Consider the following 12,955-nt stretch of genomic DNA (forward strand, 5'->3'; position numbering starts at 1 on the left):
CTCTATCCACACTTTATTCTACAAAACTGACAACTGACTATTGCGAATATCGGTGATCAGCATACAGCCGGGACTGTGAGTGATGCTGATTGCTGGTTTAGCATTACTGATGGCTACCTGCGGCGTGACACCACAAGCCCAGAACACCGGCACTTCACCAGGCTTTATCGTTACCCTGTCACCATAATCCGGATTATCTATGTCATAAATACCAATAAGTTCCGGATCGCCAAAATGCACTGGTGCGCCATGAACGTTTGGAAATCGGCTGCAAATCTGGATCGCCCGAATCGCATCGCTGGCTTTCATTGGCCGCATACTGACAACCATGTTTGCACTAAATGCGCCGGCGGGTTTGCAAGCAATGGTGGTGTTATACATAGGAACATTGACACCCTCAGCAATGTTGCGAATTTCGATGCCGTCGTCGATTAGGGCTTCTTCAAATGAAAACGAGCAACCGAGCAAAAAGCTGACAAAATTGTCCTGCCAAATATCCTGGACGTCATTAACCTGCGCGGTTAATTTACCGTGTTCAAACACTTTATATTGGGGAACATCGGAGCGAATATCGACATCCTTTCCCGCGCCACTAATCCGTGGATTACCCGGCGCATCGGACATGGCTACCAGGGGGCAGGGCTTGGGATTTTTTTGACAAAACAGCAGGAAATCTGCCGCCAGCTCCTGTTCCAGGATTACCAGGTTACACTGCACATAACCTTTTGCCAGTCCTGATGTGTGAGAGCGGAACAGATCGTTTCTTATTGCCTGGCGAACGTCGCGGGGACTGGACAGGGCATTGAGCGTATTTGCAGTTTTAGGTTCGGACATGGTGCAACGATTACCCGTGGTTTGTTGGCTAACTCTATATTTTAAAGCGTTTTTTAGCAAATTAGTGATGGCTTGTGGAAATATATCAGAATATATTATTTGGTAAAATGAAAATGATTGAATAATTTATTATTTTTTAAGGGCGAGATCGATTGCTGGAAGTTGTGTTCGTGGTCCGTGTGTTTTGAATTTGTCATCTTCACTCGCTTCCTAAACCTGTGATATTCTTGGCCAATATAATTATCTGTGCATTTACTGTTATGAAACTTAGTCCGTTAGTTCAGGAACTTATTGATAATCTCAAGCATTTACCCGGTGTTGGGCCAAAATCAGCACAGCGCATGGCGTTTCACCTGCTGGAACGAAATCGCAAGGGAGCAACAAGGCTGGCAAATGCTATGGCGAACGCCATGGAGCAGGTAGGTCATTGCCGTGGTTGTCGGACATTCACCGAGTTAGAGCAATGTGATATCTGTGCCAGTCCTAAGCGACAGGCGAGCCGTTTACTATGCATCGTTGAATCGCCATCGGATATCCTTGCTATCGAACAGACCGGCGAATTTGTTGGCCGCTATTTTGTGTTAATGGGACATTTGTCGCCAATCGATGGTATTGGTCCGGAAGAGTTAGGCCTGGATCAGTTGCAAAACCTATTGGCCAGTGGCGAATTTGATGAAATGATCCTGGCAACGAACCCCACGGTGGAAGGGGAAGCAACCGCTCACTTTATTGCCGATTTAGCGGGTTCTTACGATGTTTCGGTATCAAGAATCGCCCACGGTGTACCTGTTGGCGGGGAATTAGGTTATGTCGACGGTAACACCCTGTCGCACGCATTCTCTGGCCGAAAAAAACTGTAATCTTAAATCAAGGGGTCAGAGTTGTTGATCTAAGATCAACAACTCTGACCCCTTGATTTTTTCTGCAAAAAATTTCTCATCAACTCTTTAAATCCTTTTTCCTATCCCCACATTGATATCTATAACAACTGCCTCGGCAACAACAATCGACATATAGATTAGGAGAAACGTGTTTATGTCTGATTCAAGTCATAAAGAAGTTCACGGCTTTCAAACTGAAGTAAAGCAACTACTGCAATTGATGATCCACTCCTTATACTCCAATAAGGAAATTTTCCTGCGCGAACTGGTTTCCAATGCGGCAGATGCGGCTGATAAATTGCGCTTTAAAGCATTATCAGATGCCAGTTTATATGATGGCGATGCTAACCTGCGTGTTCGTATCAGCGCCGACAAGGACAACAATACCATCACCATTTCTGACAATGGTATTGGTATGACTCGTGATGACATCATCACTCACTTAGGTACCATTGCAAAATCCGGTACTGCCGATTTCTTCAGCCGTTTATCGGGCGATCAGGCGGCTGATTCGCAATTGATTGGTCAGTTTGGCGTTGGCTTCTATTCCGCCTTTATCGTGGCTGACAAAGTTGTCGTGCGTTCTCGTGCCGCAGGTGTTGATGCTGATCAGGCGGTCGAGTGGTCTTCTAAAGGTGAAGGTGACTTTTCGGTTGAAAACATCGAGAAGTCCAACCGTGGTACCGACATTATTTTATTCCTGAAAGAGGACGAAAAAGAGTTTTTAGATGACTGGCGCTTAAAGTCAATCGTAACTAAATACTCAGACCATATCTCGATTCCTGTTGAAATGTTGACCCCGGAAGTGCCTGAAGTTCCGGAAAGCAAAGGCGAAGACGGTGAAGTTATCCCAGCCGTTCCGGGCAAACCATCGCAATGGGAAAGTGTTAACAAAGCGGAAGCGCTATGGACTCGTGAAAAGGCTGATATCAAAGACGAAGAATACCAGGAATTTTACAAACACGTTTCCCACGATTTTGCTGAGCCATTGTTATGGGCTCATAACAAGGTTGAAGGTAGCACGGAATACACCTCGTTGTTATATATCCCGAGCAAAGCACCGTTTGATTTATACAACCGCGAGCGTCAGCATGGTTTAAAACTGTATGTGCAACGTGTCTTCATTATGGATGATGCAGAGCAATTCATGCCGACCTACCTGCGTTTCGTAAAAGGTTTGCTGGATTCTAACGATTTACCGTTGAATGTATCTCGTGAGATTTTACAAGACAATAAAGTTACCCAGGCAATGCGCAAAGGTTGTACTAAGCGTGTATTGACCATGCTTGATCGCCTTGGCAAAAATGATGCGGACAAGTATCAGACGTTCTGGAACGAATTTGGTCAGGTGATCAAAGAAGGTCCGGCAGAAGATTTCGCCAACAAAGAAGCGATTGGCAAGTTACTGCGTTTTGCTTCAACACACAATGATACCTCGGTACAAAATGTGTCGTTAACAGATTACATCGAGCGCATGAAAGAAGGTCAGGACAAGATTTACTATGTTGTTGCTGATAGCTTTGAAGCGGCGAAAAACTCGCCACACCTGGAAGTGTTCCGTAAGAAAGGCATTGAAGTGTTGTTGATGTCAGATCGCATCGATGAATGGTTGATGAGCCATTTGACTGAGTTTTCTGAGAAACAGTTCCAGTCGGTCACCCGTGGTGGTTTAGACCTGGGCGATATGGATGATGAGCAAAGCAAAGAAGCTCAGCAACAACTGGAGAAAGAATTTGACTCGGTTGTGACTCGTTTGAAGGAAAGTCTTGGTGATAAGGTTAAAGATGTGAAAATTTCACAGCGCCTGACAGATTCACCCGCGTGTATCGTCACTGACGAACACGATATGAGCTCACAAATGATCAAGTTGATGCAGTCGGTCGGGCAGGAAGTACCAGAGTCCAAACCGATTTTTGAAATCAATGCCGAACATGATTTGATCAAGCATGTGGCAGATGAGGCTGATAGCGATAAGTTTGCTGAGTGGGCACAAGTTCTGTTTGAACAGGCGATGCTGGCTGAGCGAGGCAGTTTAAAAGACCCGGCATCTTTTGTCGCTCGTCTTAACAAACTGATGTTAAGCCTGACTCACTAATTTTATTCTTTTTAAAGCGAGTAAGTGTTGAGCTTGCTCGCTTTCTTTTTTCTTAAAACCCCAATCTTCGTTTCGAACGCCTGCGTGCAACCACATTTAATGCCCCGTTTACGCTCTTCGACGAGCGGTTAATCGTTGCCTTTTTTGTGCATTTATTTTCACCACCGCCCTTGTTTGCACTGTCTCATCCAAGTATTATTGAGCCTTTTAAAATATAGCGTCACCCCATTTTCTTTGTGGTGATGAAAAAATTTAATCCGAAAAACACTTAGGGTTTAGCAATATGCGCATTATTTTATTAGGTGCACCAGGTGCCGGTAAGGGAACTCAGGCACAGTTTTTAATGAACAAATACGGTATTCCACAAATTTCTACCGGTGATATGCTGCGTGCAGCCATCAAAGCCGGAACTGAGCTTGGTAAGCAGGCCAAGCAGGTAATGGATGCTGGTCAGCTGGTTTCTGATGAATTAATCATTGGCCTGGTAAAAGAGCGAATTGCTCAACCGGATTGTGAAAATGGTTTCCTGTTAGACGGTTTCCCACGCACGATCCCACAAGCGGATGCAATGAAAGCAAACGACATTAACGTTGATAGCGTCATCGAGTTTGATGTGGCTGACGAAGTTATCGTTGAGCGTATGGGTGGTCGTCGTGTTCACCCAGGTTCTGGTCGCGTTTACCATATCGTCTACAATCCACCAAAAGTGGAAGGTAAAGACGATGAAACCGGCGAAGAACTGGTGATTCGTCCGGACGATGAAGAGACAACGGTACGCAAGCGTTTAGGTATCTACCACGAGCAAACTAAGCCGCTAGTTGATTACTACCAGGCGGAAGCCAAAGCGGGTAACTGCCAGTATTTAACCATCGATGGTACTCAACCGGTAGAAGCGGTTAGCGCCATTTTGGCTGAGAAGCTTGGTTAAGCTGTAGCCCGTCATTCGAAAAAGCCACCAACCGGTGGCTTTTTTTGTTTGTAGCATAATATTTCGAAACCCCATCTCATTGTTCGTGTTTCGAGACGAATCGCTTTTCGTTATACTGGCGACAATTGCTGCCCCATGTGCGTCTATTATACCAATCACATTAAGTTTGTGCTCAACTCAGAGTTAGGGGAGAGGTTTAGTTACAACACAGATTTCATTGATATAGTCATTCTATATTAATGAAATATAGGGCCGTAAATGGACCTCTGGTAAACTCCCTACGGGTGAGTTTTAAAGGCGTTTATCCGGCGTTACTGATTTTGACAATGGAGTAACCATTCTCTGCAATCAAAGCCTTGTCTAAACGCCTTTAAATTCTCACTGAGTGAGCAATAATTTAACGTGATTGGTATTAAATGAAAACAACAAAATCCGTTTCACAGGCATTCTCTTCAACGGGGCCCCTGGCATCGGCGATCGCCGGATTTAATCCCCGACAGGCCCAACTCGATATGAGTCTGGAAGTAGAGCAGGTAATTGCGGATAAACAAACTTTGTTGGTGGAAGCGGGAACCGGAACCGGTAAAACTTTTGCGTATCTGGTGCCGGCATTTTTAAGCGAACAGAAAACCATCGTATCAACGGGAACCAAAACTCTTCAGGAACAACTGTTCCATAAAGATCTGCCGTTGGTAAAAAAAGCCCTGGACAGTACCTTAAAAATCGCACTGTTAAAAGGTCGTAGTAATTACTTATGTACCTATCGTTTAGAAGAGAACTTTTCCAGTCAACCACACAAACGCAGACAAGCCGCGGTACAGCTCGATGCCGCTGCGCTCGCTGATCTGGTCAAGGTACGGCAATGGTCCAGTCATACTCAATCCGGCGACCTCGGGGAATTAACCGACGTTGCCGAAGATTCGGCGATTTTTCCTCAAGTAACCTCAACCACCGATAATTGTCTCGGGCGACAGTGTCCCGATTATGAAACCTGTTTTTTAGTTAAAGCTCGTGAACGCGCTATTGAAGCAGACGTATTGGTCGTCAATCATCATTTGTTTTTCGCTGATTTAGCATTAAAGGACACGGGCTTTGGCGAGCTGATTCCCAGCGCCGAAACCATTATTTTTGATGAGGCCCATCAGCTACCTGATATTGCCACCGAGTATTTCGGACAAAGCTTTTCATCCCGGCAATTATTAGATTTGGCCAGTGATTGTTTGCAGCAGTATCGGGTCGAGTTAACGGATGTTAAACAATTAGGCAAAGCGGCGGAAAAGCTACAGCGCTCAGCGGCGGATTTTCGTTTGTTATTCGGACAAAACCCGGAGCGAGGGGACTGGCGCCAACGTCTGAGAATGTCCACCTTTGCCCAGGGCTTTAATCATGTCATCGATGATTTAAAATTTTTGTACGAAGTACTCAAGCTCTGTGTTTCACGAACGGAAGCTATTGATAATTGTTTTGAACGTGCCACTACCTTATTGAATTTATGCGATTTAATGCAGCAAGTGGACAAGCCTGGGACCAGTCTCTGGTACGAAACTACCCGCCGTCATATTACCTTGCATCTAACCCCTTTAAGTGTTGCTGATAAGTTTTCCGAGGTTGTCTCTAAAAGTCAAAGCGCCTGGGTATTCACTTCAGCGACGCTTGCTGTCGATGGCAAGTTTGAGCATTTTTCCAGACAACTTGGCCTAAGCGCAGCTCGTAGTATGCTACTGGATAGCCCGTTTGATTATGCCCGGCAATCGTTGTTATTGGTGCCCAGGTATTTGCCGGAAGCCTATGCGAATAACCGTGCTCAGGCTTTGGTCGATTTGGCGATGCCGCTGATAGCAGCCAGCGATGGTCGCTGTTTTATGTTATTTACTTCTTATCGCATGCTTAATCAAGTGGCGGAAATTTTGGCGCAATCTATAGAAAACCCGTTATTAGTGCAGGGACAATTGGCCAAAAGAGTCTTGCTCGATCATTTTATTGAACAACCAGATTCGGTATTATTAGCCACCGCCAGCTTCTGGGAAGGAGTTGATGTCAGAGGCGATAACTTAACCTGTGTTATTATTGATAAATTGCCTTTTGCTTCGCCCGATGATCCGTTATTGCAGGCAAAAAGCGCTGATGTAAAACGTCAGGGAAAAGATCCCTTTGCAGAAATCCAATTACCGCAGGCGGTCATTGCCTTAAAGCAGGGGGTGGGGCGGTTGATTCGCGACATCGATGATCGCGGCGTCATGGCCATTTGTGACGCAAGACTGGTTAACCGCCAGTATGGACAAGTGTTTTTAAACAGTTTGCCTGATATGCAGCGCACCCGAGAACTGGATCGCGCCACCGCATTTTTAGAGACGATAAATCGTCAAACAGAGAGAGAAATTTAGTGAATTATCTGGCCATTGATGCTTCCACAGAAGCTTGCTCCGTTGCCCTTCAATATCAGGGCGAGCAATTTAGCCGTTATGAATTAAGTCCACAGTCCCATAGCAAGCTATTACTGCCCCAGGTAGACCAGGTGTTAAGTGAGGCTGGTATAGGTCTGAAGCAACTGGATGGCTTGATCTTTGGCCGTGGTCCAGGCAGCTTTACCGGCGTGAGAATCGGTATTGGCGTCGCGCAGGGCCTGGCATATTCCGCAGGTTTACCTGTGGTTGGGGTTTCAACATTGCAGGCAATGGCACAGCAGGCATTGCAAGAGTCGAAGTTGACTGAGGCGGTTGCCGCCATTGATGCCCGTATGGCAGAGATTTATTGCGGCTGCTTTAAAGCGGATGATAATGGCATCATGCAACCAGTAGCCGATGAACAGGTATTCTCTCCCGCGCTGTTAGCAGCAAAACTTAATGACTTAGAGTTGAATCACAGTGACGTGGCTGGTGTTGGCTCAGCCTGGCAGTCATATCCACAGGAACTTATCGATTGTCAGCTAAACCGCATCGATGATGTGATTCGATTTCCAAAGGCCGAATATATGTTAGCGATAGGTGCCCAGGCGCTTGCAAACGGTGAGGGCGTTGACGCCGCATTGGCGCAACCGGTTTATGTACGTGATACAGTAACCTGGAAGAAGTTACCAGGGCGCGAGTAATTAAAAACAATGGAACTAAAAATCAAGGGGTCAGAGTTGTTGAACATAAATCAACCACTCTGACCCCTTGATAATTAGAAAAATAACAGGATTTTATATGGCCGCAAAATCCACCTGGCTGCCACTTCACAATTTCTGGTTACTGGTCGTCATTGCTCTGTTATTGAGTCAGCTGCCGGTTATCAACATTCCATTTCAGTGGCTGGAAAGCTTCTTTCATGAAGTTAGCCACGGCCTTGCCGCCATCCTCAGCGGCGGTAAGATTATTCGCATTCAGTTATTTGCCAACGGTGCCGGTCTTTGCACCAGTGCCGGCGGTAATGCCATATTTATTGCCTTTAGTGGTTATGCCGGTGCAGTATTATTCGGAATGGCAATGTACTGGGGAGCAAGTGCTCATCGCCAGGGCGCAAAGTTGGTTAGCTCGGCACTGATCGGGTTGATCCTATTAACGGTGTTGTTATGGACCAGAGACCTGCTAACCGTACTTATCTGTATTGTGTTGGTCGCACTATTTTCCCTTAAACTGGCATACAGCCGCAGCGCCTGGCTGGCACCAATCCTGAAAATCATGGCGTTGATTGTGCTGTTAAATGCACTGCAAAGCCCCTGGTACTTATGGTCGACACCACATCAGAGTGATGCTTATCTACTCGCTCAATATACGTTGATTCCAGGGTTTGTGTGGATACTGATCTGGATAGCACTGGCAATCTGGGCACTGCTGTTATTAGGAAAACGCGGTTAATGAAAAACTCTTACAGTATCGAGTGCAGAAGTTATCCGCTTGCTAACCAAACGACTGACAAGGCATTTCAAATTGCCGCTCTGGAACTTGGTAACCTGCAAGGTCAGGTAATATTATGTTTACATGGCTGGTTGGATAATGCCACAAGTTTCATGCCCTTACTGGAGTCGTTGCAAGGTCAACGGTCACCATTACTGGATGATTATCGATTTATCGCCATTGACTGGCCGGGTCATGGATTGTCTTCGCATCGCTCAAACGATGCCCACTATTACTTTACCGACTGGGTAAACGATCTTTACCTGTTGCTCGAGTCGCAACACTGGCAGCAGGTGACAATCATTGGTCATTCCATGGGAGCCATGGTTGCCAATTTGTTCACCAGTGCGTTTAATGAGCGGGTAAAATCGCTGTTTTTGATAGAAGGCATTGGCTTATTGCCATTATCACAGCATCCCGCTAAACAATTAAGAGACGGCATTATTAGTCGCACCAAAATCAGGAAGAAAAGCCGACATCAAAGCTTAGAATCGGCCATTGAGGCACGTATGCTAGTCTCTGATCTCGACTTTGAGCAGGCAAAAATCCTTTGCCAGCGAAGTATGAAAAAAATTGACCTGGATTATCAATGGGTGTCGGATCCGCGAGTCCGGGATATCTCAGTTTTTCGATACACCAGCACTGAGATCAGAGAAATTATCACCCAGATTAACTGCCCGGTGACCCTGTTTTTTGGCGATCAGGGTTTTGAATCGGTAAAAACGGGTATTGCCACATGGCAATCGGATTTTCAAAACCTGGAATCGGTTCAACTGTGCGGAGGCCATCATGTACACATGGAAGATGTCGAGACACTGGTCCAGCAATTAACGAACCGTTTACCAAATTAGAACACTCCCACTGACCCATTGTCGCAAATATAAGCAGCCGAGTGAGAGTTTGTAACTTTTTGTGGTCTTACCTCTTGCTTTTAAAGAAAAGTGTGGAATCATAGGGCACTTTCGCTCGACAGTCAGACCTGGCTGCAAGTCGTCTATAATTGAGCTACTTAATGCATCTGCGCCGCTTTTTGGCGAAAGTCGCAGGCTCAACCTGATTTGTAACCTGGTGATTGACTACTTTAAAAACAATAATGATACAGCATCGAAATCAGTTAGTGCCTGAAATGTGCGCTTGATTAAAACAAAAGGATTTCACATTACCTTCGGGTACAAGTGAAATCAGATAATAAACGATGCTTGAAAAACGTTAGGAGAAGTGTTGTGGAGAAAATATGGCTTGAAAAAAGTTATCCTCCCGGAATACCTGCCGAAATTGATGCCGATAAGTATCAGTCTCTGGCGCAACTGTTCACAAAATATTGCCAAAAGTACGCTGACAATACCGCATTCATTAATATGGATGTTAAACTCAGTTATTCTCAGTTGGAGCAACAGGCGACGGCATTTGCTGCCTATCTGCAACAGGATTTAGGACTGAAAAAAGGCGATAAACTCGCCATTATGGTTCCCAACACTTTACAATATCCCATCGCTTTATTTGGCGGTCTGTTGGCCGGTTTGACCATCGTCAATGTTAATCCTCTATACACCGCACGCGAACTGAAACATCAGCTTAATGATTCCGGTGCCAAGGCGATCGTCATTATTGAAAATTTTGCAAAAACGCTACAGGACGTGATCGCTGATACGCCAGTGCAAAAAGTCATCTTAACTTCACTAGGCGACCGATTAGGATTTTTAAAAGGTAACCTGGTAAATCTCGTGGTTCGCCACGTTAAAAAAATGGTCCCGTCATTTCACCTGGACAATACCATCGGTTTTAACCTGGTGTTGGAAAAAGGCGCCAAACTGAATTTTCAGCCCGTCGAAATTCACAATGAAGACCTGGCATTTTTACAATATACCGGTGGCACAACAGGCGTTTCCAAAGGGGCAATGCTCACCCACCGTAATATGATTGCCAACCTCGAGCAGGCGAAAGGGGCGTTATCGCCGATGTTGGAAGAGGGTAACGAATTGGTCGTTACGGCACTGCCCCTCTATCACATCTTTGCATTGACGGCGAATTGCATGTTGTTTGTAACATTGGGTGGCACAAACCTTTTGATTACCAACCCAAGAGACATGCCAAACTTTGTTAAAGAATTGAAGAAGTACAAGTTTACTACCCTAACCGGGGTTAACACGCTATTTAATGGTTTGCTTAACGCCAGTGGTTTTAAGAATCTTGATTTCAGCCATTTAAAGCTTTCACTGGGTGGTGGCATGGCGGTTCAACAGCCCGTTGCAGAACGTTGGCAGCAGGTAACTCGCACTCGCTTACTGGAAGGTTACGGTTTAACTGAATGTGCGCCGCTGGTCACGGTAAGTCCGTTCAATCAACAGGCTTACAATGGCACCATTGGCCTTCCGGCACCGTCAACGGATGTAAAAATCGTTGATGAGTTGGGTAATGAGCGGGCAATTGGCGAAGCCGGAGAGATGATTGTAAAAGGGCCGCAGGTAATGAAGGGTTATTACAACCGTCCTGAAGCTACAGCGGAAGTGCTCAAGAATGGTTGGCTTTATACTGGTGATATCGCCTGCATGGATGAAAATGGTTACTTCAAAATTGTCGACCGGAAAAAAGATATGATTATTGTGTCGGGATTTAATGTATTTCCGAATGAAATCGAAGAAGTGGTCATGATGCATCCGGACATTATTGAAGCTGCGGCAATTGGCGTGCCTCATGACGTTAGCGGTGAAATGGTGAAAATTTTTGTGGTAAGCCGCAATCAAGATCTTTGTGAGAGTGATTTAATTAAACACTGTAAGCAGAATCTGACCAACTATAAAGTACCGAAACTGGTTGAGTTTAGAGACGAATTGCCAAAAAGTAACGTTGGCAAAATATTACGTCGGGAATTGCGATAACCTTATCGCATATTCGAAGCAGGGCGGTGTCTAGGTTGGATTCAATCTTGGCACCGCTCTTTTGGTTTTTGCATCTGCGAGTTGTTGGTATTAATTTAAATTGTTGATAGTATATGTGTTTTGGTAGATGTCATCTGCCGTGTTAAGCATGAACCGCTGTAATTTTATTTTTGCCAATCTACCAAGCCCCCGGAGACACTGTGCAAGCTGAATACATACAAGATCAATCCGCCCTGGATTCCTTTTGCCAGTCAATCAATCATGATGCTGTCCTCGCTATAGATACCGAATTCGTTCGCACTCGTACATTGTTTCCTAATTTGGGATTGATACAAGCCTGTGATGGCAATCGATTGGTGCTCATTGACCCAGTTTCGATTGAAGATTTATCGCCTTTCTGGCGGTTATTGCAAGACCCCAGCATCTTAAAAGTCATTCACTCGTGCTCTGAGGATCTGGAAGTGTTCATGCATGCCGGTAATTGTCAGCCGGTGAATATGCTTGATACTCAGATAGCCATGTCTTTTTTAGGGCATGGCCTGTCACTCGGCTACGCGGCGATGATCCAACATTTTCTAGGCATTGAACTGGATAAAAGCGAATCGCGGACCAACTGGATGAAACGGCCTCTTTCCGACCGACAACTGGAGTATGCAGCCGCAGATGTCAGTTACTTACATCAGATTATCGACCAGTTGTTGCAGGAAATTGGCGATGCTGGATGGTTGCAACAGGCTATGCAGGACAGTGCCCAAATGATCGAGCGAAAATTTCAGCCGGTTGATGAGTACAATCTGTATCTGGATAACAAGCAGGCATTTAAATTAAACAGTTCGCAATTGCTGCTGTTACAGCATTTATATGCCTGGCGATATCGAATGGCGGTCAAACGTAATTTACCACTAAACTTTATTGCCAAAGACCATACTCTGTTAACTATGGCTCGCCGTAAGCCGGGTAATGTAGGTGCCATGGCCAGTTATGAGGGAGTGGATATTCTTGACGTTCGCCATCAGGGAAAAGCCATGTTGATGGTGATCAAAAAGGCGATGAGTTTACCACCGGAACACTTTCCTAAACCTATTTCCCGACTCGATAGTTATCCTGGCTACAAAAACATTTTTAAAAACCTGAAAACGTATCTTGGACGACTTGCCGCCCGTCACAATCTTGACTTACCCGTGGTTGCAGGTAAAAAGCATATGAATCAGTATCTTAGCTGGTTTTGGCAGCTTAACGATCAAGATGTGCACCCGGAGCAGGTTGACTTAATTAACGGCTGGCGCGGGGAACTTTTTAAAGACGACTTACTCAAATTTTCCAGACAGGGGTTTAAACTTCAGGATAGCTGAGGAAAAACAGGAGTATAAGACCTTCTTTTGCATTCGAACAACGGTTGTTAAACTGACTCATTATGAGATTTTGAAAAAATACGCAAATATCGGTGAAACCTTTGGCCTGAG

10 protein-coding genes are annotated in these 12,955 nt (G+C 45.3%); 9 read left to right on the plus strand and 1 reads right to left on the minus strand.

Translation table 11 applies throughout. From position 1 onward, the window contains the following. Window positions 1-18: 18 nt before the first annotated feature. On the minus strand, window positions 19-834 hold the full coding sequence (locus E8M12_RS12805) for a putative hydro-lyase (protein ID WP_136736588.1): 816 nt from the start codon (window positions 832-834) through the stop codon (window positions 19-21). Window positions 835-1,094: 260 nt separating this feature from the next. Here E8M12_RS12805 and recR point away from each other — a divergent pair, with 260 nt between their 5' ends. From recR to rnd, 9 genes are all read left to right on the plus strand, one after another. Beyond that, on the plus strand, window positions 1,095-1,694 hold the full coding sequence (recR, locus tag E8M12_RS12810; protein WP_136736590.1) for a recombination mediator RecR: 600 nt from the start codon (window positions 1,095-1,097) through the stop codon (window positions 1,692-1,694). Between the two features lie 175 nt (window positions 1,695-1,869). Continuing rightward, entirely contained in the window at window positions 1,870-3,810 is a 1,941-nt protein-coding gene (gene htpG, locus E8M12_RS12815) for a molecular chaperone HtpG (protein WP_136736592.1), read from the plus strand. A 283-nt stretch (window positions 3,811-4,093) separates the two neighbouring features. After that, window positions 4,094-4,738: an adenylate kinase gene (gene adk / locus E8M12_RS12825; protein ID WP_136736596.1), complete on the plus strand. Its 645-nt coding sequence runs from the start codon at window positions 4,094-4,096 to the stop codon at window positions 4,736-4,738. 416 nt (window positions 4,739-5,154) lie between these two features. Next, window positions 5,155-7,122, plus strand: coding sequence for a DNA repair helicase YoaA (gene yoaA / locus E8M12_RS12830; protein WP_136736597.1), 1,968 nt, complete (start codon window positions 5,155-5,157; stop codon window positions 7,120-7,122). Next, window positions 7,122-7,826, plus strand: coding sequence for a tRNA (adenosine(37)-N6)-threonylcarbamoyltransferase complex dimerization subunit type 1 TsaB (gene tsaB, locus E8M12_RS12835; RefSeq protein ID WP_136736599.1), 705 nt, complete (start codon window positions 7,122-7,124; stop codon window positions 7,824-7,826). Before yoaA ends, tsaB begins: the two co-directional genes overlap by 1 nt. A 97-nt stretch (window positions 7,827-7,923) precedes the next feature. Next, complete coding sequence (locus E8M12_RS12840) at window positions 7,924-8,574, plus strand: M50 family metallopeptidase (protein WP_136736601.1); 651 nt, start codon at window positions 7,924-7,926, stop codon at window positions 8,572-8,574. Further along, entirely contained in the window at window positions 8,574-9,464 is an 891-nt protein-coding gene (locus E8M12_RS12845) for an alpha/beta fold hydrolase (protein ID WP_136736603.1), read from the plus strand. Before E8M12_RS12840 ends, E8M12_RS12845 begins: the two co-directional genes overlap by 1 nt. A gap of 372 nt (window positions 9,465-9,836) precedes the next feature. Then, on the plus strand, window positions 9,837-11,492 hold the full coding sequence (fadD, locus tag E8M12_RS12850; RefSeq protein ID WP_136736604.1) for a long-chain-fatty-acid--CoA ligase FadD: 1,656 nt from the start codon (window positions 9,837-9,839) through the stop codon (window positions 11,490-11,492). A 200-nt stretch (window positions 11,493-11,692) separates the two neighbouring features. Next, the gene (gene rnd / locus E8M12_RS12855) at window positions 11,693-12,844 is read left to right on the plus strand and encodes a ribonuclease D (RefSeq protein ID WP_136736606.1); all 1,152 of its coding nucleotides are present in this window, start codon (window positions 11,693-11,695) and stop codon (window positions 12,842-12,844) included. Window positions 12,845-12,955 lie beyond the last annotated feature (111 nt).

Source organism: Thalassotalea mangrovi, from assembly GCF_005116735.1.
Taxonomy (GTDB): domain Bacteria; phylum Pseudomonadota; class Gammaproteobacteria; order Enterobacterales; family Alteromonadaceae; genus Thalassotalea_A; species Thalassotalea_A mangrovi.